The organism is Allobosea vaviloviae (assembly GCF_001298265.1).
Taxonomy (GTDB): Bacteria; Pseudomonadota; Alphaproteobacteria; order Rhizobiales; family Beijerinckiaceae; genus Allobosea; species Allobosea vaviloviae_B.
The window spans coordinates 80925-105669 of record NZ_LGSZ01000009.1; the positions used below are offsets into that span (position 1 = coordinate 80925).

Genomic DNA, 24745 nt, shown 5'->3' on the forward strand with positions numbered 1-24745 from the left:
CATGACCAAACATTTGACGCGCGGACTGGCTGCCGTGTTTGCCCTTTTGCCTGGTGTGGCACTGGCGCATCCCGGCCACGCCGCTCCGGCGTCCCATAGCCATTGGGAACTCGCCGCCGTGGCAGCGCTGGCGCTAGCCTCGGTGACGGCTCTGCGGCAGATCCGGCGGCAATAGGCGACTGGCGGGGGCGTCCGCGGTCCGCATACACGGACGGAAAGCAGATCAGAATGCATGAGCTTGGCATGGCCCGCAGCATCGCCGCGATCGTCGGCGAACACGCACGGGGCCGCCGGGTGCGTGGCGTGCGCGTTGCAATTGGCCCGCAGGCCTGCATCGAGCGGCAGGCGTTGGCCTTCTGCTGGGACATCGTGACGGAAGGCACCGCCCTTGCGGGCGCCACCCTCGGCTTCGTCGAGGCCGAGGGTGAGACTTTCACAGTCAAAGACTACGAAATTAGGGAGGACGCGTGATGTGCGGAATATGCGGCTGTGCCGATCCGACGAACCAGGTGACGATGACCGACATGGCCAGCGGCAAGACCAGCCTGCTGCGCACCGGCCCGGCGACAGAAGTCCCGGTAGGGCTTTCGGCGGCTGAGGCGCATGCGTTTGCCCATGCACATGGCCTGCCGCATGATCATGACCACGGGCACGCGCATGACCATGATCATGCCCACCCGGATGACCATGGCCATGACCACGGGAATCAGAGCCAGGCCATGGGGACTGCGCTGCATGGCGGTGCCGTCGCGCTGGAAACCGCGATCCTGGCCAAGAACGACGCCATCGCGCAGCGCAACCGGGGCTGGTTCGAAGGTCGCGGCGTGCTGGCCTTGAACTTCGTGTCCTCGCCGGGCGCGGGCAAGACGGCGCTCCTTGAGGCAACGATCCGGGCGCTGGCGGCGCAGGTTACGATCGCGGTGATCGAAGGCGACCAGATGACCAGCAACGACGCCGAGCGTATCCGCGCCGCCGGTGCTGCCGCGATCCAGATCAACACCGGCGCGGGGTGCCACCTCGAGGCGGACATGGTGGCCGAAGCAACTCGCTCGCTCAATCCGCCTCCGGGCAGCCTCCTTCTGATCGAGAATGTCGGCAACCTTGTCTGCCCGGCCATGTTCGATTTGGGCGAAGCGATGAAGATCGCCGTGATCTCGACCACCGAGGGAGAGGACAAGCCGTTGAAGTATCCTCACATGTTCCGCGCGGTAAAGATCGTGATCGTCAACAAGATGGACCTGGCGCCGCATGTCGGCTTCGACGAGGCTGCTTGTTGTAGCAACATTCGCACCGTGAATCCGACGGCCGAGATCATCTGCGTTTCAGCAAAGACGGGACAGAACTTGAGCGCCTGGCTTGCGAGATTGTTGCAGCTTAGATCTGATTTGAATACAATCTGAATTGTATTAGTAGTTTGGTTTGGTGTTGAATCTGATCGTTTATTATTGAATTTCTGCACAATTGTCCAAAAACGTCGCTTTCCCTGAGCCGATTTCAACGGTGGATTCTCGCCAAGGGTTAGCTCTAGGTTTCGTGGACAAAGCGTAGCCAGAATTTGACTGCGGCGATTGCGACGAATCCGAGGTTAGATTCTTGTCGTAGCGTCTGGCGCGCGCCGCCAGTTCCTGAGCTTGTTGAACGGGCGCTCGATCAGATTGATTGAAGGCTGCGAGCCCAACGAACGCCTGCGCAACGCAACGCTACTGAAGGAGGACGGGCAATAATGCGGAACCGCGCTTACACCCGACAGGTGGCAGGAATGGCGGCGTTGGCAGCCATGGCCTTGTCGGTCGGATCGCCTGTTGCCGAAGCTCATGAAGCGGTCGGCGTTGCCGGCGGCTTCATGAGCGGCTTCGCGCACCCGTTGTTCGGATGGGATCATGTGGCGGCCATGGTCGCCGTCGGTCTATGGGGGGCATTTCTCGGAGCGCCGGCGATCTGGCTCCTGCCGATCGTGTTTCCGCTGGTCATGGCCTTTGGCGCAGCGCTGGGCATCATCGGGGTCCCGTTGCCGGCGGTCGAGATCGGCATTGCGTTTTCGGCCGTCCTGCTCGGAGCCATGGTGGCCTTGGCTGCGCGGCCGCCGCTGGTCGGCGCTGCCGCGATCGTCGGACTCTTTGCAATATTCCATGGCCACGCCCACGGCACCGAACTGCCCGCCGCCGCCAACGCGCTTGCTTATGCAGCAGGTTTCGTCATCGCGACCGGTCTGCTCCATCTCATCGGGATTTCATTCGGCTTCACAACGCGTTGGAGTTGGGGGGCGCCGGCCGTGCGAACCGCGGGAGGCATCATCGCACTCGTTGGTGTGGGCTTCCTCTTGAAGGGAGTGGCATGATCCACTTCGTCTTGGCACTTGCATCGCTCATCGCGGCCGTCGAGCCGGCGCTGGCTCACGCGCCGATCGAGGGCATCGGCGTGTTCTATAACGGCATGCTGCATCTCTTGTTCGTCCCGTCGCAGCTGTTGGCGGTCACAGCGCTTGGCCTCTTGCTTGGGCAACATGCGCCGCAGCACAGCCGCTGCGGCTGGTTTGCTTTCGTCGCAGCATTTTGGTTCGGCCTCGCTGCGGGATATTGGGTCGGTCAGGGCGTTCCCCAGGCGATTTTTCTCGCCTTGGCTCTGATCGCGGGATTGATGGTCGCATTTGAGTGGGCCTTCGGGCTCGTCTTCATCGTCGCGCTGGCGACAGTTGTTGGCGTTGGCATCGGCCTGGACTCCACACCGGACGGCGCCCCGCATCGCGAGATGTCGTTGGCCCTTGCTGGAACTGCGGTCGGCGGCGTGCTGCTGTTGAGCTGTGTTGGGGGCCTGGCGTCCTGCTTCACCCGACCGTGGCAACGCATTGGAATCCGCGCCGCCGGATCGTGGCCCGCCGCAACCGCCGGTATCGTGCTCATGCTCGTCTGGGTCGGGCCTAAGGTCGCGGGATAGCGAGGCCGCCTTCGAGGCGCAGAGACCAAGACGTATCGACTTGGGCGCAGGTACAGGCTCCTGCGCGCTGACCGCAGCCTCACCCGGTCACCGCACCCGGGCCTCGGCTGATCCCCGTTCGGGGCGATATGGCGTCCACGACGCTTGTCAGCTGCGAAAGATCTGGCGGATCGAGCCGGGGCTGTCAGGATTTCCGTGTGCGGGCGGCGGGTTGAACATCAGGCCGCCATGGCCCTTGTGAAGCGCTCGCCGAAGATGACGGCGAATTGAGCCTTGGCCATCACCCACTCACGAGGCCCCATCTTCCACTCCTTTTCCGAGCGGTTCAAGACGAGGAAGAGGAGCTTCATTGCGGCCTCGTCGGTCGGGAAGTGGCCTCGGGCGCGCACGGCGCGGCGCAGCTTGGCGTTCAGCGCCTCGATCGCGATGGTGGTGTAGGCGAGCAGCGTGATCGCAGCTGAGATCCTGCCATCCAGGACACCGGTGCGAGCGATCGCCACCAGCGTCCCGAGCTGCTCAGGTGTCGCAAGCTTCTGGACCTGGGCCATCTCGGCTGCTTCGGGCGACCCACCTCGATCGTGGGGCGCTCGGGAGCCTTAACCCGCCGCAGCAGGTCCACGGTGAGCCCCGACTTCTCCTCGCGCACCGGCTCGGACGCCCAGTTCCACATTGACTTGACGGTTCGCAACGTGCCCTCGGCGGTCGGGATCCCGCGCTTCGAGATGGTCTCGATCGTGGCTGCGATCTCTGCACGTGAGATGGTCGCGATGTGCCGATCGAGGTACTCGTTGAACTCCTTCATGTGCAGCTTCTTGCGGTAGTCTGCAGCTGACTCTTAATCAGCGGGTCGTAGGTTCGAGCCCTACATCACCCACCACGGAACCTCTTAAAATCACAGACCTTGCCCTTCAGGGCCTTCGGCACGGCACCGGACCATGCGAGGCGATCCGGCTTTGCGCGGTTCGTCGCGTCTCGCGCCCACGCCTGCCGGACGAGCCGTGTGCAGACGGGTGGCGGCTACGGGGCGATCTTCTTCGCCTGCAAGGGAGCGCGGGCCGCACCGTCGAGGAACCGTCCTTTCAGCGCCGGCGGCGTCGCATCGTCGGCTGGAGCGAAGCCTTCCCGGGCATAGCTGGAATCGTTCCAGGCGATCACAATGTTGCGTCCGATGTCGATCGAGAAGCGTCCGGAGACGTCGTCGCCGAGATAAGGGCACTTGCCGATCAGGGCGTCATTCGAGGTGAATTGCACGATGCCTGATCGGAAGAAGTAATAGTAGTAGATCGATTGGCCCTCGGTGATTTGCCACCAGCCGAGCATCCAGTCGGGCACCGCGATCCCCTGCTGCGCACCGGCCTCGCCGAAATACAGATCGATGTCGATCCACCCGACGATCTTCTTGGGGTCGTAGTCGGTCGCACCCTTGACGCGCTTGATCATGTCGCATCCGGCCTTCTTGCCTCCTTGCCCGCCCGCCGCTCGCCAGAGCCGTTCGCCCTCGAAGTCGAGCGCGACGTCGACATGGAACGAGGCGTGGCGAAGGATGTCGCCATATTGTGGCCGGTTGCCGGCCGTCGAGAGCACCCAGGCCTGTGGCTTGCCGGCCTTCTTGACGATGCCCTCCAGGTCGAAGCCGCCCAGATAGGTCTTCGAGCCCAGCTTTGTGCCGTACCAGCCAGTGAAGCCGTTGCATCCCGTCATGATGCCGCCACCGGCCCAGTTGTCCGTCAGGCGCTTGTGGGTCAGTCCGGTCATCTCGGCGTATTTTGCCGCGGTCGAGCCGTTTGACGTGATGACAGTCGTGCTCGACGGCAATGCGCCATCGATGATCTCACGCGCCTTATCCCGAACCGCCGACATGCCGATTGCTCCCTCTCCGGACGCCGAAGCGACGCTCACGAATGAACGGCGCGTGGACGACGCTAGCGGCAGGGGCGGAAGCGTTCGTCATCCGAACGGAGGAGGCTCGGCGGCGGGGGCGTCGACGACGTCGGCGAGCCCGCGGCAGCCGTCGCTCGTTTCGTCCAAAGGGATGAGCGGCGTGACCGCTTGTGCCGCGCATGGCCTTCATATAACCGAAGTCCAAGAATTGGGCCTGACGTCCAGCAAGGCCCAGCAAGGGATTTGGGAGCACCGACGTGCAGGGCTTACTCCGGGTCAGCCGTGTCATCGACACGATCAACGAACAGATCGGCAAGAAGGTCGCCTGGCTGATCCTGCTGGCGGTCATCGTGGCGACCGTCAACGCCATCATCCGAAAGGTCTTCAACGTCTCGTCGAATGCCTGGCTCGAGCTGCAGTGGATGCTGTTCGGGGCCGTGTTCCTGATGTGCGCGGCCTGGACGCTGAAGGTGAAGGAGCACATCCGAATCGACATCGTGAACAGCATGCTGCCCAAGAGCGTGCAGCGCTGGATCGACCTGATCGGCCACACGCTGTTCCTGATGCCGTTCTGCCTGCTGATGATCTACCACTCCTGGCCGTTCTTCACGCGCTCCTATGCGATCAACGAACAGTCACTCTCGGCCGGCGGCCTGCCGCAATGGCCGGCCAAGGGGCTCGTCATCATCGGCTTCATCATGCTGGCGTTCCAGGGCGTCTCCGAGATCATCAAGCAGGTCGCGATCATGCGCGGGCATCTCGAAGACGACGAGACGCTGCGTGGCCACGCCGCCGCGGCTGAAGCCGAGGCGCATCGCCTGCTCGATGTCGCCAAGCAGCAGGGACTGGCCCCGTGAGCGATTCCAGAGACGTCCGGACACCTGCCATGACCACCACCCGCCTGCCTCGCGTCGCTGGCCTCCTGCTTGCGCTGACCCTGATCGCTTTCTTCGGCCTGCATACTGGCGATGCCCATGCTGCCGGGCTCGGCGATTTCCTGCGCGTCAACATGGCGCCGGTGATGTTTGCAGCCCTCGTCCTGTTCCTGCTGCTCGGCTATCCCGTCGCCTTCGCGCTGGCCGCCAACGGCCTGCTCTTCGCCATCGTCGGCATCGAGCTCGGGCTGTTCCAGGAGAACTTCCTGCAGGCCCTGCCGGAGCGCATCTACGGCACGATGAACAACGACGTGCTGCTGGCGATCCCGTTCTTCACCTTCATGGGCCTGATCCTCGAGCGCTCGGGCATGGCGGAAGATCTGCTGGACACGATCGGCCAGCTGTTCGGGCCCGTCCGCGGCGGCCTTGCCTATGCGGTGATCTTCGTGGGCGCGCTGCTCGCTGCGACGACGGGCGTCGTCGCGGCCTCGGTGATCTCGATGGGGTTGATCTCGCTGCCGATCATGCTGCGCTACGGCTATGACCGGCGCCTCGCCTCGGGCGTCATCGCGGCGTCGGGCACGCTGGCGCAGATCATTCCGCCTTCGCTCGTCCTGATCGTGCTGGCCGACCAGCTCGGCCGTTCGGTCGGCGACATGTACGAAGGCGCTTTCATTCCCGGCCTCGTCTTGTCAGCGATGTACGCCGGCTACGTCTTTCTGGTCACGATGGTCTATCCAAAGCGGGCTCCAGGCTTGCCGCCGGACGCGCAGACGCTGCGCGATGCGGACGGCCAGACGCGGCGGCGGTCCCTGCTCGTCCTCACGATCATCTCCTTCGGCTTCGCCTATGCCTGCATGAAGCTCTTCACGAAGGTTCAGGCTGGGGCCGATTTCGTCATCCTGACGATGTCGATCGCCGTCGGCGCGTCTTTCGTGATCGCGATCCTCAACAAGATCCTGAGGCTTAACCTGCTGTCGCGCATGGCCGAACAGGTCGTGTTTGTGATGGTGCCGCCGCTGGCGCTGATCTTCCTGGTGCTGGGCACGATCTTCATCGGCGTTGCCACGCCGACCGAGGGCGGCGCCATGGGCGCCGCGGGCGCGATCCTGCTGGCCTTTGGCAAGAAGCGCATGACCTTCGACCTGCTCAAGCAGGCGACGGAGTCGACGGCAAAGCTCTCGGCCTTCGTGCTGTTCATCCTGGTCGGCGCGCGCGTGTTCTCGCTGACCTTCTACGGCGTCAACGGCCATGTCTGGGTCGAGCATCTGCTGGTCGGCCTGCCCGGCGGCGCGACCGGCTTCCTCATCGTCGTCAACGTGATGGTGTTCCTGCTCGCCTTCTTCCTCGACTTCTTCGAGCTCGCCTTCATCATCGTGCCGTTGCTCGGGCCTGCGGCCGACAAGCTCGGCATCGACCTGATCTGGTTCGGCGTCATCCTCGGCGTGAACATGCAGACCTCGTTCATGCACCCGCCCTTCGGCTTCGCGCTGTTCTTCCTGCGCTCGGTCGCGCCGAGGGACCGCTACCGCGACAAGGTGACGGGCAATATGATGGAGCCGGTGACGACCGCCCAGATCTACTGGGGCGCGGTGCCGTTCGTGGTGATCCAGTGCGTCATGGTGGCGCTGGTGGTGATCTTCCCGCAGATGGTGATGCACTACAAAGCGTCAGCGGTTCAGCTGGATCAGAAGGCGATCGACAAGCAGTTCGACTCGATCCAGATCCCGGGCTTGGGCGGGTCCGGCGGATTGGGCGGCTTCGACCTGAACGCTCCGCCGACCTTCAAGTAGCGGCGCACACGGCTTTGACGACACAAGACGCCGGCCCTTGGGCCGGCGTCTTGTTTTTTTGGGGCAGACGGGACAGTGGCCGCATCAGCGGACCTTTGCCGACCCTGTCGCGTTGATCCTCGAACGGAGGAACGACGTATGACTGATCTGACCATGGACCCAGCCGGAGCCGGCGGCGCGCCGACGATGCCAAACCCGCCGCAGGAAGCGCCGCCCCTGACGCCGACGGAGGTGCCACCTGCGCCGCCGGTCGAGATGCCGCCAGACGAAGCACCGCAGGGCATCCCGACCGAGCCGCCGCCCGAGCTGCCTCCCAACGCACCCCCTGAAGCGCCGCCGGCAACGCCTTACGACATGCCGCCCGACCGCGGCCCGCGCGAGCCGCTGGAGTAGGCGGGACTGGGAGCAGCGGGCTCAGACCGGCGGAGCGTTGCCGCTGCCGATGTCCCAGTAGAGCCCCGCCATCAAGCCCAGTGCCTCGCGCGCAATCGCGGTGGGCATGTGCTCGTCGGGCGCATGCTGCGAGCAGCCGGGGTAGGAGTGCGGCACCCAGATCGTCCGAAGGCCGAGAATCTCGGCGAAGATGTCGTTGGGCAGGGAGCCACCGAGATTGGGCAGCAGCGCGGGCTTCTTGTTGGTGCTGCCCGCGATCGAGTCGACCGCAAACGCGACCCAAGGATCCTCCGGGTCGAGCCGCGTCGCGCCGAAGCGCTCGGCGCCGGGCATGATGATCTCGACCATGGGGAAGCCGTGGCGATCGAGATGGCGGCGCAGCGCGGGGACGACGTCCTTCGGCTCGATGCCGACGACGAAGCGCAATGCGCAGCGCGCCCATGCGCTCGGCGGCACCGCATTGACCGGCGTCTCGGGCACGCCTGCCTTCATCGCCAGGACGTCGAAGGAGCACCAGCCGAAGACCTGCTCGGCCGGCGACAGGCCGGGCTCGCCCCAATCGGGATCGATCCGGGGGCCATCGGGGCCGCCGTCGACGACGCAGTCGGCGACGGCCTCGCGCACGGCGCGGGGCAATTCCTTCGGCACCCATTCATGGATGCGGATCTGGCCGGTGGGGGAGGTGATCGAGGCGATCGCATGAGCGAGCTGGATCGCCGGATCGGAGAGGATGCCGCCCCAATTGCCGGAATGGTGCCCGCCTTCGCGGGCGACGATCTGGAGGTCGAAGGTGATGACGCCACGCGCACCGAGGAAGACCGTGGGGCGCTCGGCATTCAGGCGCGGTCCGTCGGAGGCGATCAGGACGTCCGAGCGGAACAGCTCGGCCTCGTCGGCACAGAGCTCGCGCAGGCCCGGCGAGCCGGATTCCTCGCCCATCTCGATCAGGTATTTGGCGTTGAAGCCGAGCTTGCCGCGTGATTCAAGAACGGCGCGCAAGGCATTGATGTTGATGACGTGCTGGCCCTTGTTGTCGACCACGCCGCGGCCATACCAGCAGTCGCCGCGCTCCGTCAGCGTCCAGGGCGAGAGACCCTCGCTCCACTGCGCATCCAGCCCGCGAATGACGTCGCCATGGCCGTAGCCGAAGATCGTGGGCAGGCTTTCGTCCTCGATACGCTGGGCAAAGAGGAAGGGACCCTTGGCTTTCGGATGGGTCAGGATACGGCATTCGAAGCCGAGGCTTTCGAAGAGCGGGCGCATCTCGCTGTCTAGATAATCGACGAGGACCGGCGCGCGGTCCGGGTTCTGGCTTTCTGTCGGCATCGCGATGAGCCGCGCCAGGTCGCGCTTGAAGGCGCCGGTGTCGAAATAGTCCTGGGCATGCGCGATGGCCTGGGCGCGGGTCATGGAAGCTCGCTATCTGTCTTGCGTTGGGGAGAGGGCTGGATCGTTGCCGATCGCACCTGCCATTGATACTGCCATGCGCATGCACGGATCGGCCACAGGATACGGCGCGCAGGGGATGCGCGCATGATGACGGGCGAGGCCGGCCTGATGGTGCCGCATGCGCACCAGACCGTGGCTGCGGATGCGATCCTGGCGGCGCGAGCGGCCGGTGCGCCGGGCTTCCTGCTTGGGGACCTGACGGGGCTCGGCAAGACGCTCTCGGCCTGGCTCGCGCTCTCGGCGATGCAAGAGCAGGAGATCCTGGTGATCTGCCCGAAGGGCGCGATCCCGCAATGGCGGCGGACGATGGCGCTGTCGGGGCTGCCGGCGAAGCGCGTGACGCTGATGAATTTCGAGAAGACCAAGTCGCTCTTGGCGCCGCCCGCGGATTCCAAGAAGCGTTCGGTCCGGGCGAAGAACAACGAGCTTGCCAAGCTCGGTACGCCCAAGCGCCTCTGGCCGCTGGTGGTGATCGACGAGGCGCACCGCATCCGCAATCCGAACTCGCAGCAGGGCATGGTCTGCCGGCAGATGGCGGCCGCGGCCAGCTTCACGATCTATATGAGCGCCACCGCCGGCCAGTCGCCGCATGAGCTGTCCTATCTCGGGCCCATGCTGGCGCGGGCGGCCGGCATGCCGAGCGCCGATCTCGACGGATTCCGGGTGTTGATGAAGCAGCTCCGGATCGGCCGGGCCAAGGGGCGCTGGAAGAACTGGAGCTGGGAGCCCAACGAGGCCGACCGCAAGGTGATGGCGGACCTGCTCTATCGCGGTGCAAGGGCCATCGGCCTGCGGCGGCGGCCGGAGGAGATCGCCGGCTGGCCCGAGGTCCAGCGCGAACTGGCTCCCGTCTCGCTCGATGTCGCCGCGCGCAAGCTCTACGACGCGACCTGGCGTGAGTTCCGCCGCGAGCTCGGACTGGCCGGCGGCTCGACGCGCAAGCCGCAGGGCTGGGCGGCTGATCTGCGCTTTCGCCAGAAGGCGAGCCTGCTGCGGATACCCGGCACGGTCGATTTTTGCGATGATCTGCTCGGGAATGACGAGCAGGTGGCGGTTTCCGTCGCCTTCCTCGAAACCAGCGCGATGCTGGCCGAGTCGCTGCGCGGGCGGGGCTGGCGCGTCGGCGAAATCAATGGCGAGCGCTCGGGCACCGTCAACGAGGAGACGCGGATCGCTTTCCAGACCGGGCAGCTCGACGCGGTGATCTTCACCGTCACCGAATCGATCTCGCTGCATCGGGGCGAGATGCCGGGCGGCGAGCGCGAGCGGTCGCTGGTGGTCCACGACATGCGCCACAGCGCGATCCAGCTCCAGCAGATCGAGGGCCGCTGTCACCGCGACGGCCAGCACGCGACGATCTTCTACGCCTATGCCGAGGATACGGTGGAGGAGGCGGTGGCTGGCACCGTGATCGCGCGCATGGCGGCGATGGAGGGGTTGGCGGGCGACGATACGCGGCTGCTGGAGGCGATCGCCGGGGTCGTCGAGGCGCGGGCTGCGGCCTGAGAGCGGGAACAAGCACGGCGATCTCCGGTTCAGTCTCTCGGCCCGACTAGCGGCCAACAGCCTGAAAGTTCACCGATGCCGGATGCGCCGCAGCGCCGCGAAACCCCTCTCGCCACCTCGTCCGACGTGCCGCGTGCGACCTATCGCCTGCAGTTCCACAAGGACTTCCCGTTTTCGGCTGGCCGCGATCTTGCGCCCTATCTCGCGGAACTCGGCATCAGCCATGTGTATGCCTCGCCGATCCTGACCGCGCGGGCGGGCTCAATCCATGGCTACGACGTCGTCGATTACGATGCGATCAATCCCGAGCTCGGCGGGGAGGCCGCGTTCGAGCAGATGGCGGCTGCGCTGCGGGGGCAGGGCATCGGCATCATCCTCGACATCGTGCCCAACCACATGGCCGTCGGCGGCAGCGACAACAGGCTCTGGCTCGACCTGCTGAAGCACGGCCGCAACAGCGCCTATGCCGACTGGTTCGACGTCGATTTCGAAACGCCTGATCCACAGCTCACTGGGAAGGTGCATGCGCCTTTCCTGGGCGAGCCCTATCGGGAGGTGCTGGCGTCCGGCGCCCTGTCGCTGGTCATCCATGATGGCGGCTATGCCGTCTCCTATGGCGAGCATCTCTTCCCGATCCGCCCGGAAGACCAGGCCGAGATCGCGGCCGCCGGGGTCGATGCCTTCCGCGATGCAGACCGCCTCGATGCCTTGCTCTCGCGCCAGAACTTCGTGCTCGACTGGTGGCGCAATGCCGGCGACCGGATTAACTGGCGCCGCTTTTTCGACGTCACCCAGCTCGCCGCCGTCCGGATGGAGGAGCCTGCAGCCTTCGCAGCCCAGCATGCCGTGGCGCTGGGGCTCTACCGGGACGGGCTGATCGAGGGCCTGCGGATCGACCACATCGACGGGCTGGCCGATCCGGCGGCGTATTGCGCCAATTTGCGTCGCCATCTCGACACCCTCCAGCGGCAGCGTCCGGAAGGGCTAAGGGAAAGCCGCGCCTTGCTGCTCGTCGAAAAGATACTGGCTCCGGGCGAGCGGCTGCCCGGCGGTTGGGATGTCGACGGTTCGACCGGCTACGATTTCATGGACCAGGTCTCGGCGCTCCAGCACGACCCTGCTGCGTCGGGATCGCTTTCGGCTCATTGGGCGGTGCTCAGCGGGCGGCCGCGTGATTTCCATCCCGAAGAGGAAATGGCACGCCACGAAGTGCTATCGCATGCCTTCGACGGTCAACGCGAGCGGCTGGTCGATGCCCTCGAGGAAGCCGGCGCCGCGCAGCGCGACGCCGAGGGTCTGACCCGATCGGCCCTGCGGCGCGCTGTCACCGCCCTGACCGCGCAGATGCGGGCCTATCGCAGCTATGCCACGGGGCGCGACGACGGGGTAGGAGCCGGAGAGGCGGTGCAGGCAGCGCTCACCGCGGCTCTGTCGGGCCCTGTCGCGGATGCGCCTGCCCTGCGTTTCGTGGCCTCTGTCATCGCGGGCGAAGGCGCAGAAACGCAACGGCCTGCACGGATCACCGCGATCCGGCGCTTCAACCAGCTCGCGGCACCGCTTGCCGCCAAGGCTGTGGAGGACACCGCATTCTATCGCTACGGTCGACTGCTCTCGCGCAACGATGTCGGCTTCGATGCGCAGCGGCTCGGGATGGGGCCGGACGCGTTTCATGCCCTGATGCGCCAGCGCGCCGATGGAGCGCCCGACAGCATGCTGGCGACGGCGACCCATGATCACAAGCGCGGCGAGGATGTGCGCGCGCGACTGGCTGTGCTGAGCGAGATTCCCCGGGAGTGGATGGCGGCAACGCAGCGCTGGCGCCAGCTGGCCGAGCCCATCCGGCCCGACGGTCTCGACCCGGCCGACGAGCATATGTTCCAGCAGATGCTGATCGGCGCCTGGCCGCTCGGGCTCGCAGCCGACGATGCTGCAGGGCTCGACCAACTGGCCGGCCGTCTCGGAGGCTGGTGGCGCAAGGCGTTGCGCGAGGGCAAGCTGCGCTCGAGCTGGGCTGCGCCGAACGAGGGCTATGAGGAACAGGCGCTGCAGTTCGCCACGGATGCCTTGAATCCTGCCAAGGCCGGAGATTTCCTGCGCGCCGTGGCCGCATTTGTCGGACGCATCGAGCGGCCGGGCGCGCTGAACGGGCTCGTGCAAATGGCACTGCGCTGCACGGCGCCGGGCTTTCCCGACAGCTATCAAGGTACGGAATTCTGGGATTTCAGCCTGGTCGATCCCGACAACCGCCGGCCCGTCGATTTCGCCGCGCGCAAGATCGCTCTGGCGCAGCATCTCTCGCTCGATCTCCTGACGGAGAGCTGGCGCGACGGACGCATCAAGCAGGCGCTGCTGCGCAAGCTGCTGCGGTTCCGCCAGAGCGCACCGGCGCTGTTCGCGCAGGGCAGCTACGAGCCGCTGGAGGTCGAAGGTGCGCAAGCGGAGAACGCGCTCGCCTTCCTGCGGCGGGATGGCGATGCGGCCATGCTGGTCGTCGTCGCACGCTGCTGCGCCGAGGGCATGGGAGAGGGCGACGGACTGGTTCCCGGCGGCCACTGGTGGGGCGATACGCATGTCGCGCTGCCCGAAGCTGTCCGGCTGGGAGAGGCGGTGATCGGCCCCGAGATGCAGGGGCAGGGCGGACTTGCGGTCGGCGCCGCACTTCCGATCGTGCCGGTCGGGGTCTGGGCGCTCGAACGCGGCTGATCGCTTTCACGCCCGAACCTCCGCCGTCATCCCGGGCTTGACCCGGGATCCATTCCGGAACCTCACCGATCAGTGCTCCGGAATGGATCCCGGATTTCCGCTGCGCTTGCGTCCGGGATGACGGCGCGTTTGCGAGCGATGCAGCAGGGCTACGCCTCTCCCTCACGCGGCTGACCGAGATAGCCGAGCCGCCTGCGCACGACCTCGTCGTCGAGCAGCGTCGAGGCATCGCCGTCGAGCCTGTGGCGCCAGTTGGGCTTCTCCGTCGTGGTGCCCGGCACATTGGGCTGGGTCTCGATGCCGAGCGCGTCCTCGATCGGGAGCAGCTTCAGCGTGCAGGGTGTGCGAGCGATGTAACGGACCGCTGCATCGACCACCGGCGCGGTGTCCTGCGGGGCCGGGCGCTCGCCCTGCACGATGCCGGCTTGCTGGAAGGCGCCCCAGAGGATGCCGCGCTCCCAGGCGCGGACGCTCTGCTGATCGACGCCGTCATCGGCGGGCTCGATGTCCGCTCCGGCCCACCAGCCAGCGGTGGGGATGAGGTCGTGGGTGCTGGTGAGCGCGGCCGCGCCCGCGTCCCACTGGTCCGGCGGGATATAGCCGTGCTCGGTGCGCTCGAAACGCAGCACGCGCAGTCCCGCGACGCCCTGCTCGCGCAGATAGTCGCGGAAACCGTCGGGGAGCGTGCCGAGATCCTCGCCGATGACGATCGCCTTATGGCGCCAGGATTCGAGCGCGACCAGCCGGAACAGGGTCTCCGACGGGAAGGTGACATAGGCGCCGTCGAGTGCGCTCGCTCCTTCCGGCACCAGCCAGAGCCGGCTCATGCCCATGACATGGTCGATGCGGATGCCGCCGACATGCCGCAGGCTGGCCCGCAAGGTCTCGATGAACGGCGCAAAGCCCGATGCCGCGAGGCCGCGCGGCGAGAAGGTGGTCAGCCCCCAGCTTTGGCCCTCGGCGGAGTAGTAGTCGGGAGGCGCGCCGATGCTGAGCCCACCCAGAACCTCGTGCTGACGGCTCCAGGCATGGCTGCCCGAGCCGTCCATGCCGATGGCGAGGTCGGCGATCAGCCCGACTTTCATGCCTCCCTCGCGGCAGACGCGCTGCGCCTCGCCATAGGAGCGCGCGGTCAGCCATTGCAGGAAGATTTGGTAGGCGACCGCATCCTCATGCACGGCGGCGAAAGCTGCGACCTCCGGGCTGTCGGGGTCGCGATAGGGCGCGTCCCAGTTCCGCCAGCTCCAGGCCTTCGGGCCCTGCCGCAATTGCGCGGCGTGCAGAACCTCGAAAATGGCGTGCGATTTCAGCAGCGGCGAGGCTTCGGCCAGTGCGCGCTCGAACTCCATCCGGGCCGGCTCGGCAGCGGAACCGGGCTTGCGCAGGGCGTCGAAGAGCGCGCGCATCAGGCGCTGGCGCAGCGGCGTCGCCGCGAGCCAATCCACCTGCGCCAGCGCCGACAGCCTTGCCATCTCATCGCCGAGCCCGGCCTCGGTGATGACGTGCCGCACCATGTCCTCGGGCAGGACAGCGGCCGGGTTGGCGTGAAGCGGGTTGTAGAACAGCCGCGTCGAGGGCGAATAGGGGCTGAAATGACCGGCTTCCGCGCCATAGAGCGCATGAACCGGACTGATCGCCAGCGCATCGGCGCCGCGCGCGGCCGCCGTGCGGCCAAGCGATGCGACCCCGGCGAAATTCCCGATTCCGCCATCGTCCTGGCTGCGCAAGGAGTAGATCTGGGCGGCCAGGCCGAAGCCGGGCGCACCGCCGTTGAGATCGGCGAAGGTGATGCAACGCTCTGGGGCCGTGGCGACGGTGAAAGCGCCGTCCTCGGTATGGACGGTGTGATAGCCCGGTTCATCGAAGGCCGGCAGCATCAGCGCGCCGCCGAAGCCCTCTTCCGAGGTGACGACCCGGTGCGAGCCGCCTTCGAGCGTGACCTCGAAGCGAGTTCCCGCCGGCGCCGAAAGCGGCAGGCCGACCTGCCCGCCGACGCGAGCGGTCGTGAAGCGCGAGGCTGCCGTGGCGTCGGAGCCGGACTCGACCAGCGCCAGTGAATTGCGCAGAGCCGCGTCGCTGTCGGCGTGCAGGTCGAGAGCACGCAGGATCGCGCGCAGGCTGTCGGGCGAGACATCCCGGTCCGCCCCGGTCTGGTCGGTCCAATGCGGCGCGATGCCCGCTCGTGTCGCGAGCTGGCGCAGGGTGTCGTCGCTCATGGGGAACTCCGGAGGCAGTGATGGGGTGTGCGGACGGCGAAGATGAGCATAGCCACGCTCATCTCCGACCTGTCCGGCGGCTCTTGGCGCGAAACGAGGGTGGGTCGCCCCGGTCGGCGATCACGCCCGATCCGCGGCAGGGTCATGTTCGAGCACCAGCAACCCCAGCGGCGGGATCGTCAGCGACAGGCTCTGCTCCTGGCCGTGGGCGGGCACGGGCTCAGCCTGCGCCCCGCCGCCATTGCCCATGCCGGCGCCGCCATAGATGCCGGCGTCGCTGTTCAGACGTTCGCGCCAGAGCCCCCGCCTCGGTACGCCGATGCGATAGCCCTGGCGCGGCACGGGCGTCATGTTGGCGACGACCATGATTTCGGCTGCGCCGGGCGCGCTGGAACGGCTGAAGGCGAAGACGGCGTTGGCGGAATCGTCGGCTACGACCCAGCCGAAGCCCTCCGGCGCATGGTCGAGACGGTGCAGCGCCGGCGTCGCGCGATAAAGCGCGTTCAGGTCGCGCACCAGCCGGGAGACGCCCTGGCGGCGGTCGTCATAAGGATGAGGCCAGGGGAAGGGCGCATCGACGCTCCACTCATCCTCGGCGCCGAATTCGCAGCCCATGAACAGCAGTTTCTTGCCGGGATGGGCCCACATCAGCGCGAGATAGAGCCGCAGGTTGGCGAAGCGCTGCCAGTCGTCGCCGGGCATGCGCGACAAAAGCGAGCCTTTGCCGTGGACGACCTCGTCATGCGAGATCGGCAAGACGAAGTTCTCGGAGAAGGCATAGATCAGCCCGAAGGTGACGTCGTCGCCGTGATGGCCGCGGTAGAGCGGGTCCCGTGCGAAGAAGCGCAACGTGTCGTGCATCCAGCCCATGTTCCATTTGAAATGGAAGCCGAGCCCGCCATGGTGGACCGGGCTGGTGACTCCTGGCCATGCGGTCGATTCCTCGGCGATCGTGACGGCGCCGCGTCCGCGCGCACCCACCAGTGTGTTGAGCTCCTGGAAGAAGCTGACAGCCTCGAGATTCTCGCGGCCGCCGAATTCGTTGGGCACCCACTCGCCGGGCTTGCGGCTGTAATCGCGGTACAGCATCGAGGCGACCGCATCGACGCGCAGGCCGTCGAGATGGAAGGTCTCGATCCAGAACAGGGCCGATGCGATCAGGAATCCGCGAACCTCGCGCCGCCCGACATTGTAGATCAGCGTGTTCCAGTCGATGTGGAAGCCCTGGCGCGGGTCCTCGTGCTCGTAGAGCGCTGTCCCGTCGAAGCGGGCGAGCCCGTGCTCGTCGGAGGGGAAATGCGCCGGCACCCAGTCGAGGATGACGCCGATGCCGGCCGCGTGGCAGCGATCGACGAAGCGGGCGAAGGCCTCGGGCGGTCCGAGCCGCGCCGTCGGCGCAAACAGCGCCAGCGGCTGGTAGCCCCAGGAGCCGCCGAAGGGGTGCTCGGTGATCGGCATCAGCTCGACATGGCTGAAGCCCATATGCTGGAGATAGGGGATCAGACGGTCCGTCGCCTCGTCCCAGGAGCCCATCTGGCCCCATTCGGTCCGCAGCCAGGAGCCGACATGGATCTCGTAGGTGGTCATCGGCGCGGCGAGCGGGTCGGCCTTCTCGCGCGCCGACAGCCATTCCGAATCGGTCCAGCTGAAGTCCGGCGCGGCGGCCACGACCGAGCCGGTGCGCGGCGGCATCTCCGTGGCGCGCGCCAGCGGATCGGCCTTCCAGGGCAGGCGCTCGCCCGAGGCCGCGATCAGCGCATATTTGTAGACCGCGCCGGCAGCGATGCCGGGAATGAACAGCTCCCAGATGCCCGGCCCCAGCCTGCGGCGCATGGGATGGCGGCGCGCGTCCCAGCCGTTGAAATCGCCGACCACCGCGACATGGGAGGCGTTGGGCGCCCAGACGGCGAAGAGCACGCCGTCGATGCCGTCGATGGTCCGCAGATTCGCGCCGAGCCGCGTCGCCAGGTCGAAATGCCGCCCTTCCGCAGCCAGGTAGATGTCGTCGTCGGAGAGCAGCAGCCCAAAGCTGTAGGGGTCGGCGGTTTCGGAGATGCCGCCCGGCCACGCGGTCCGGATGCGATAAGCGGCGTCGTCCGGGCACGGCGCCTCGTAGAGTCCGCTGCCATTGCCGACCATCGGCGTGGCGCGGCGTTCCTCGCCGTCACCGATGACCAGCTCGACATAGTTGGCGCCGGGCAGCCAGGCCCGGACCAGCGAGACGCCGTCGACGGTGTGGCGGCCGAGCACCGCGAACGGATCGGGGTGACGACCCTCCTCCAATCTGGCGATGTCGCTCCCCGGGAGGGCAGGCATTCTGAGCGGCATCTGGCGCGTCATACGGTCGGGCTCCATTGCGAAACCGACTCCACGAATGGCGGGGAATCGACCATGATGCAACGCAGCGGAGCCCGCCTGCGTTCCGCCGCGACGATGCCGCATCCTCCGTTCATTCGGGTCGGGAACCAAGTGTCTTCGCCATCGTTGTCGCACTGCATTGCAGGCGCTTGAGATGGAGAATGGCGATGAGCCGGGAGCAGACCGTTCGCGACGTGGCCTATGCGATATGGGAAGCCGAGGGCAAGCCGGAGGGCCGCGACGCGGCTCATTGGCAGCAGGCCGAGGAGCGTGTCGCCGGCAGTGTGGCGGGCGGCAAGACGGCGGGCGGCAAGACGGCTTCTGTCAAAAAGACGGACGCCAAGACAGCCGAGACGAAGATGGTCGAAGCCAAGGCCAAGCCGCCTGCGAAGGGCAAGCCCGCAGCCAGCGCCAAGGATGCGCCCGCTGCGAAGCCGCCGGCCAAGGCCGCTGCCACCAAGGCCGCGCCCAAGACGTAGAGCTGATACGGGCTGCAACACCCGCCGCCGCGTCAGTGCGAGCGCAGCGAAGCCATCCAGGTCAACGTCGTGCGAGACGTTCTGGATGGCTTCGCTGCGCTCGCAATGACGAGAGAGGCAATGACGCGAGAGGGTCGCAACTGCCGTCGTAAAGGCGCTCTGCCTCAAGCCGACAGCGCCTGGGCGTAGACATCGGCATAGCGATGCGTCGGCCGGCTCCAGTCGAAGCGTTTCGCCATTGCATGCTCGCGCATCTGCCGGAACGCCGCCTTGGAGCGGAAGGCGTCGAGCGCGCGCGTCACGGCGGACGCCAGCCCCGCCCCCGTCAGCGACGAGAACAGGAATCCCGACTGCCCGTCCTCGATGGTATCGACGAGGCCACCGGTCCGATAGGCGATCGGCAGCGCGCCGAAGCGCTGGGCATACATCTGGCTGAGGCCGCAAGGCTCGAAGCGCGAAGGCATCAGCAGGAAGTCGCTGGCGGCGAAGATGCGACGCGCCTCTGCGTCGTCGAAGCCGATGCGCGCGGCGACCGCCTGGGGATGCTGGCGCGCGAGCCGCTCGATCGCATCCTCGAGGCGCGGCTCGCCGCGCCCGGTTACGACGAGCTGGCCGCCATTGGCGACGATCGTCTCGGCAGCCTCGATCGAGAGGTCGATGCCCTTCTGGTGGACCAGACGCGAGATGATCGAGAACAGCGGCCCGCGCGACGGGGGCAGCTCGAAGGTCTTGCGGATGTCGGTGGCGCTCTGGCGCTTCCACTGCCGCACGCGTTGTGCGGCCGTCTTCAGGGCCCCGGCCGGCGAGGTCCAGCTGTCGTCGATGCCGTTGACGATGCCGGTGAGGCGGCCCTCCTCCATGCGGGTCTTGAGCAGGCCGTCGAGCCCGCAGCCATGCTCGGGCGTCGTGATCTCGCGGGCATAGGTCTCGCTGACCGTGGTGACGTGCGAGCTGTAGTAGATGCCGCTCTTCAGGAACGAGACCTTGCCGTGGAATTCGGCGCCGTTGACAGAGAAGGCGAGGTCGGGAATGCCGAGCGCGCTCATCCGCGAGGGCTGGTACAGGCCCTGATAGGCGAGGTTGTGGATGGTCAGGATCGAGGGCGTGCTGAGCCCCTTCCAGCGCAGATAGCCCGGCGCCAGCGCGGATGGCCAGTCATTGACGTGGATGACATCCGGCTTCCAGTTGGGATCGGCTTCGCCGGCGGCGATCTCGGCCGCGGCGAGCGAGAGCCTTGCGAAGCGGATATCGTTGTCGCTGAAGTCGCCGCCAGCGAAGGGGCCGTAGGGCGAGCCTTCGCGATCATAGAGCTCGTCGCAGAGCACGGCATAGATCGTCAGGCCATCAGCGGTGCTGAACCGCCCTAGCGACCAGGGCGGCAGGCTCGCCGTGCGCGGCATCTCGCGAACGATGTCCATGTTGGGCCTGGCGGCGCGGACCTGACGGAAGCCCGGCAACAGGACGCGGACGTCACAGAGCGCGCGCAACTGGCGCGGCAGCGCGGTCGAGACCTCGCCAAGGCCGCCGGCCTTGATGAAATCGCCCATTTCCGAGGTGACGAAGAGCAGCTTGGTCGTCGCTGCAAGCCTTGTCGGGAGCTCGGCAGCGCCATCCTTCACCGCCGCTGCGTAGGTCAATGCGTGGCCGGATGTCGAAGGGGTGATGTCCGTTCCTGTGTCCTTCGATGTCTCGGCCATCGGCGAACTCCCCCTGCTGCGCAGCCACAACATCGGATCCTGGTTAAGGTTCCATGTTGCGCTGCAAAATATTCATGCAATTTGGAGGCCGTCGGCAGGAACCGCAACTCCCGCCTCACGTTGCACGATCTGCGGCAGGCTCGCGGCATCATTTGACAGGATCGTAGGCTGCATGCGGCAGCGCGGTTCGTCAGGCCTGACCGGTGCGAGGAATGATATGGCTGACGGAAACGGGATTCGCTTCGAGGTGAAAGCCGGGCAGGCAACGGAGCTCGGCGCCGTTCATGATGGCGATGGCACCAATTTTGCGATTTTTTCCGCTCATGCCGACAAGGTCGAGCTTTGCCTCTACGACGAGAGCGGCAAGGTCGAGACGGCACGCATCGTGCTGCCGGAATATACCGACGAGGTCTGGCACGGCTATCTGCCGGGCGTGAAGCCCGGCCAGCGCTATGGCTACCGCGTCCATGGCCGCTTCGCGCCGGAAGAGGGGCATCGCTTCAACCCCAACAAGCTGCTGCTCGACCCTTACGCCAGGGAGTATTCCGGCACGGTCGACTGGAACGACGCCCATTACGGCTATGACGTCAATGCCGAGGGCGACACCGACCTGACGTTCAGCGAACTCGACAGCGCGCCCTTCATGCCGAAATGCGTCGTCTGCGATTGGAAGGCCGATACCAACGCGCCGGGCAGGCCGAACGTGCCCTGGGATCGCACGGTCTTTTACGAGACGCATGTGCGCGGCTTCACCAAGCTGCATCCGGCCGTGCCGCAGGATTTGCGCGGGACCTTTGACGGGCTCGGCGAGAAGGCCGTGATCGACTACATCAAGAGCCTCGGCGTGACATCGGTCGAGCTGCTCCCGATCCATGCCTATCTCGACGACCACCACCTCGCCGCCAAGAACCTGACCAACTACTGGGGCTACAACACCATCGGCTTCTTCGCGCCGATGCAGCGCTATGAGGGCAAGGCGGGGCTGCAATCCTTCCGCGACATGGTCCGCAAGTTCCACGATGCCGGGCTCGAGGTCATCCTCGACGTGGTCTACAACCACACCGCCGAGGGCAACGAGATGGGGCCGACGCTCTCCTTCAAAGGCATCGACAACTTCGCCTATTACCGGACGATGCCCGACGAGGCACGCTTCTACATCAACGACACCGGCACCGGGAATACCGTCAACACCAGCCATCCGCGCGTGCTGCAGATGATCCTGGATTCGCTGCGCTACTGGGTCGAGGTGATGGAGGTGGACGGCTTCCGCTTCGATCTCGGGACCATCCTCGGCCGCGAGCCGCATGGCTTCGACCAGCGCGGCGGCTTCTTCGACGCGGTGGGGCAGGACCCGGTGCTGCGCAAGGTCAAGCTCGTCGGCGAGCCTTGGGACATCGGGCCTGGCGGCTATCAGGTCGGCGGCTTTCCGCCGGGCTGGGGGGAATGGAACGACAAGTACCGCGACACCACCCGCGCCTATTGGAAGGGCGAGCAGGGCGTCCTGCGCGACCTCGCCGCGCGGATCACCGGATCGGGCGACATCTACGATCTGCGCGGTCGGCGGCCCTGGGCGGGCGTCAACTTCCTCACCGCCCATGACGGCTTCACGCTGAACGATCTCGTCTCCTACAACGAGAAGCACAACGAGGCCAATGGCGAGGACAACAAGGACGGCCATGGCCACAACCTGTCCTTCAATTTCGGCGTCGAGGGTCCGACGCAGGATGAGGGCATCATCGCCGCGCGCGAGCGCCAGAAGCGCAACCTGCTGGCGACGATGCTGCTCTCGCACGGCACGCCGATGATCCTCGCCGGCGATGAATGCGGCCATTCCAATGGTGGCAACAACAACGTCTACTGCCAGGACAACGAACTGGCCTGGATGAAGTGGGAAGAGTTGACCGATCGCGACCGGGCGCTGACCGGCTTCGTCCAGCGCGTGACGCAATTGCGGGCCGATCACGCGATCTTCCGGCGCTCCTCCTTCCGCGACGGCTGCGTGCTGCGCTGGGTCAACCCGGCCGGCGGCGACCAGCAGGAGGAGCATTGGGACGACGAGGGCGTGCTGGCGATCGGGCTTTTGATGCATATGCCCGATGTCGAGCAGGGCGGTGACGAAGCCCTGATCCTCTTCAACGCCTTCGACGGCGACGTCGTCTTCAAGCTTCCGCCGCGGGTGAAGGCCGGGTCATGGTCGGTCGTGCTCGATACCGAGACGGGCCCGGCCTCCGACGAGGGACGCAAGGGGCTGAAGGCGGATACGGAGCTGACGCTGTCGCCGCGTTCGCTGATCGTGCTGATGTGAGGCGCACGGCTGTCATTCCGGGGCATGCCGAAGGCATGAACCCGGAACCCACGACTGGGCTGGTCCGGTTCGCGGCAGCTTTCACTCCGTCGTATTCCACCCAGTCGTGGGTTCCGGGTTCTTCGCTACGCGAAGCCCCGGAATGACAGCGATGGTCAGCCCTGACGCCAAAGCCCGACGCCACGGGCGGGCAACTCGCCGGTGAGGTCGGCCGCTGCCGGAAACACTTGCTCCCAGCCATCGCCGGGCAGCGTCAGTGGCGCCGCCTCGCGCGATCGGTTGAGCGCGATGAGCAGTCTCTCGCCGTCCCCATTCAACTCGAGACACACCACATCGAGCCCGGCCCATTCATGGTCAGGGATCGGCGTGCCGTCGGGCCTCAGCCAGCGTGCATCGGGCGGGTCTCCCGTGCCGGTCAGGAAGGTCTGCGTCGCCAGCAGCGGATGGGCGCGACGCAGCGCCGCGAGTTCGGCGACGACGCTCGTGAGGTCGCTGTCCGCGCCCGCCCAATCCAGCCAGAATGCCGCGTTGTCCTGGCAATAGGCGTTGTTGTTGCCGTGCTGCGTGCGGCCGAATTCGTCGCCGGCGGTGAGCATCGCCACGCCGCGCGACATAAACAGCGTCGCCAGAAGCGCGCGGAGATCGCGGCGGCGGGCCTGCGTGATCGCCGGGTCGTCGGTCCGCCCCTCCGTGCCGTTGTTCCAGCTATGGCTCTCGTTGTCGCCGTCGCGGTTGCCCTCGCCATTGGCCTCGTTGTGCTTGCCGGCATAGGCGACGAGATCGGCCAGCGTGAAGCCGTCATGAGCGGCGATGAAATTGACGGTGGCTCGAGGCCCGCGATGGCGGTCGGCGAAGAGATCGGCCGAGCCGGCCAGCCGCGTCGCCAGCGCTCCCGCCATGCCGCCATCGCCACGCCAGAAGCGGCGGACATCGTCGCGGTAGCGGCCGTTCCATTCGGCGAAGGGGGCGGGGAATTCGCCGAGTCGATAGCCGCCTGGGCCGATGTCCCAGGGCTCGGCGATGAGGATCGCCTGCGACAGGTCGGGATCCTGAAGGATTGCCGCGAAGAGCGGGGCATCCTGCGAATAGCCGCTGTCGGAGCGGCCCATCACCGTGCCGAGGTCGAAGCGGAAGCCCGAGACGCCGAGGCTGCGCCAGTGCCGCAGCGCGTCCATCGCCATGCGCACGACCGGCGCGCGGTCGAGCGCCAGCGTATGGCCGCAGCCGGTGTCGTTGATCAGCCGGCCGGGATCATCGGTGGCGTGGCGGTAATAGAGCGCGTTGTCGAGCCCGCGCAGGCTGATGGTGGCGCCGAATTCGTCGCTTTCGGCGGTGTGGTTGAAGACGATGTCGAGGATGATACCGATGCCGGCCTGCGCATAGACGGCGCAGAGCGCCGCCAAATCCGCTGCGCCGCCCGGCGCAAGGCGCGGATCGAGCGCGAAGAAATTGACGGGGTTGTAGCCCCAGGCATTGGCGAGGCCGAGCGGCGGCAGGTGGCGCTCGTCCATCCAGGCCGCGACCGGCATCAGCTCGACATGGCTGACGCCGAGCTTGCGGAGATGGTCGAGCAGGGTGGGCTCGGTCAGCGCCGCCAGTGTTCCGCGAATGCGATCGGGCACGGCGGGATGGCGCATCGTGAAGGATTTGACGGCGAGTTCGTAGATGAAGGTCGGCGGCGTGTCCCTCGCCATCGCAAGGGGGGGAAGGGCTTCGCTCACGATGCAGCGTGGGACGAGATCGACGGTGTCGACGCCCCGTTGCGCCATCCGTGGGTCCCAGCGGAACGGCCGGTCGACCAGCGTGGCATAGGGGTCGATCAACAGTTTCGTGGCGTCGAAGCGGTGGCCGCGCTCAGGCTGCCAGGGCCCCTCGACGCGCAGGCCATAGCGCAGGCCCGCCTTGGCATCCGGCAGCCGCCCATGATGGACGTCGCCCGTCCGGCACGGCAGGGCAAGCCGTGCGATTTCGCACTCGCCGCTCTCGTCGAACAGGCAGAGATCGACGCTCTCGCCGTTGCGCGAGAACACCGCGACGGTGATGCCGTCCTCGCCCGGCGTCGCGCCCATCCGGGCCGGCAGCGGGCAGGGCAGGATTGCCGAGGCCGTCATTCCGGGGCAGGCCAAAGGCCTGAGCCCGGAACCCAGAACCGATGG

At 66.6% G+C, this 24745-nt stretch carries 18 protein-coding genes and 1 pseudogene; 12 read left to right on the forward strand and 7 right to left on the reverse strand.

Annotation, left to right across the window (positions count from 1 at the left end; all coding sequences use genetic code 11):
- Position 1: 1 nt before the first annotated feature.
- The 5 genes from AE618_RS27725 to AE618_RS00885 all read left to right on the forward strand — a co-directional run bounded on the left by AE618_RS27725 (position 2) and on the right by AE618_RS00885 (position 2934).
- Positions 2–175, forward strand: coding sequence for a DUF6732 family protein (locus AE618_RS27725; protein WP_156330034.1), 174 nt, complete (start codon positions 2–4; stop codon positions 173–175).
- A 53-nt stretch (positions 176–228) separates the two neighbouring features.
- Positions 229–471 (forward strand): hydrogenase/urease maturation nickel metallochaperone HypA, encoded by a 243-nt coding sequence (locus tag AE618_RS00870; protein ID WP_054207167.1) that lies wholly within the window; start codon positions 229–231, stop codon positions 469–471.
- Positions 471–1400, forward strand: a complete 930-nt coding sequence (hypB, locus tag AE618_RS00875; RefSeq protein ID WP_054207168.1) for a hydrogenase nickel incorporation protein HypB — start codon at positions 471–473, stop codon at positions 1398–1400. The genes AE618_RS00870 and hypB overlap by 1 nt, the downstream gene beginning before the upstream one ends.
- A gap of 377 nt (positions 1401–1777) precedes the next feature.
- Positions 1778–2338 carry a HupE/UreJ family protein gene (locus tag AE618_RS00880; protein ID WP_248310709.1) on the forward strand — a complete coding sequence of 187 codons (561 nt, stop codon included), beginning with the start codon at positions 1778–1780 and terminating at the stop codon, positions 2336–2338.
- Positions 2335–2934 carry a HupE/UreJ family protein gene (locus AE618_RS00885; protein WP_054207170.1) on the forward strand — a complete coding sequence of 200 codons (600 nt, stop codon included), beginning with the start codon at positions 2335–2337 and terminating at the stop codon, positions 2932–2934. Before AE618_RS00880 ends, AE618_RS00885 begins: the two co-directional genes overlap by 4 nt.
- 218 nt (positions 2935–3152) lie before the next feature.
- Here the strand turns inward: AE618_RS00885 and AE618_RS00890 are convergent.
- Positions 3153–3377 (reverse strand): annotated as a pseudogene (locus AE618_RS00890) (transposase); the annotation flags it as partial.
- A gap of 574 nt (positions 3378–3951) precedes the next feature.
- Complete coding sequence (locus AE618_RS00900; RefSeq protein ID WP_054207172.1) at positions 3952–4794, reverse strand: hypothetical protein; 843 nt, start codon at positions 4792–4794, stop codon at positions 3952–3954.
- 278 nt (positions 4795–5072) lie between these two features.
- On the opposite strand from AE618_RS00900, the gene AE618_RS00905 reads away from it, so the two are divergent.
- From AE618_RS00905 to AE618_RS00915, 3 genes are all read left to right on the forward strand, one after another.
- Positions 5073–5672, forward strand: coding sequence for a TRAP transporter small permease subunit (locus AE618_RS00905; RefSeq protein WP_054207173.1), 600 nt, complete (start codon positions 5073–5075; stop codon positions 5670–5672).
- Positions 5673–5824: 152 nt separating this feature from the next.
- Positions 5825–7483, forward strand: coding sequence for a TRAP transporter large permease (locus AE618_RS00910; RefSeq protein WP_054207281.1), 1659 nt, complete (start codon positions 5825–5827; stop codon positions 7481–7483).
- A gap of 138 nt (positions 7484–7621) precedes the next feature.
- A complete protein-coding gene (locus tag AE618_RS00915) occupies positions 7622–7876 on the forward strand; it encodes a hypothetical protein (protein WP_054207174.1) in 255 nt (84 codons plus the stop codon).
- Positions 7877–7897: 21 nt separating this feature from the next.
- Here the strand turns inward: AE618_RS00915 and AE618_RS00920 are convergent, their stop codons facing one another.
- Positions 7898–9286: a M20 family metallopeptidase gene (locus AE618_RS00920; RefSeq protein ID WP_054207175.1), complete on the reverse strand. Its 1389-nt coding sequence runs from the start codon at positions 9284–9286 to the stop codon at positions 7898–7900.
- Positions 9287–9409: 123 nt separating this feature from the next.
- Between AE618_RS00920 and AE618_RS00925 the strand changes: the two genes are divergently transcribed.
- Positions 9410–10831 carry an SNF2-related protein gene (locus AE618_RS00925; protein ID WP_054207176.1) on the forward strand — a complete coding sequence of 474 codons (1422 nt, stop codon included), beginning with the start codon at positions 9410–9412 and terminating at the stop codon, positions 10829–10831.
- A gap of 75 nt (positions 10832–10906) precedes the next feature.
- Positions 10907–13534 carry a malto-oligosyltrehalose synthase gene (gene treY / locus AE618_RS00930; RefSeq protein WP_054207177.1) on the forward strand — a complete coding sequence of 876 codons (2628 nt, stop codon included), beginning with the start codon at positions 10907–10909 and terminating at the stop codon, positions 13532–13534.
- A gap of 149 nt (positions 13535–13683) precedes the next feature.
- On the opposite strand, the gene malQ is transcribed toward treY, so the two are convergent.
- Together malQ and glgB are read right to left on the reverse strand one after the other, a co-directional pair.
- Positions 13684–15750, reverse strand: a complete 2067-nt coding sequence (gene malQ, locus AE618_RS00935) for a 4-alpha-glucanotransferase (RefSeq protein WP_054207178.1) — start codon at positions 15748–15750, stop codon at positions 13684–13686.
- A 120-nt stretch (positions 15751–15870) separates the two neighbouring features.
- Positions 15871–18066, reverse strand: a complete 2196-nt coding sequence (glgB, locus tag AE618_RS00940; protein WP_054207282.1) for a 1,4-alpha-glucan branching protein GlgB — start codon at positions 18064–18066, stop codon at positions 15871–15873.
- A gap of 209 nt (positions 18067–18275) precedes the next feature.
- Between glgB and AE618_RS00945 the strand changes: the two genes are divergently transcribed.
- A complete protein-coding gene (locus AE618_RS00945; RefSeq protein ID WP_248310705.1) occupies positions 18276–18587 on the forward strand; it encodes a DUF2934 domain-containing protein in 312 nt (103 codons plus the stop codon).
- 164 nt (positions 18588–18751) lie between these two features.
- Here the strand turns inward: AE618_RS00945 and glgA are convergent, their stop codons facing one another.
- The gene (gene glgA, locus AE618_RS00950) at positions 18752–20284 is read right to left on the reverse strand and encodes a glycogen synthase GlgA (RefSeq protein WP_082364893.1); all 1533 of its coding nucleotides are present in this window, start codon (positions 20282–20284) and stop codon (positions 18752–18754) included.
- A gap of 217 nt (positions 20285–20501) precedes the next feature.
- Between glgA and glgX (AE618_RS00955) the strand changes: the two genes are divergently transcribed.
- Entirely contained in the window at positions 20502–22589 is a 2088-nt protein-coding gene (glgX, locus tag AE618_RS00955; RefSeq protein WP_054207179.1) for a glycogen debranching protein GlgX, read from the forward strand.
- Between the two features lie 155 nt (positions 22590–22744).
- On the opposite strand, the gene glgX (AE618_RS00960) is transcribed toward glgX (AE618_RS00955), so the two are convergent.
- Positions 22745–24700: a glycogen debranching protein GlgX gene (gene glgX / locus AE618_RS00960; RefSeq protein WP_054207180.1), complete on the reverse strand. Its 1956-nt coding sequence runs from the start codon at positions 24698–24700 to the stop codon at positions 22745–22747.
- Positions 24701–24745: the final 45 nt, after the last annotated feature.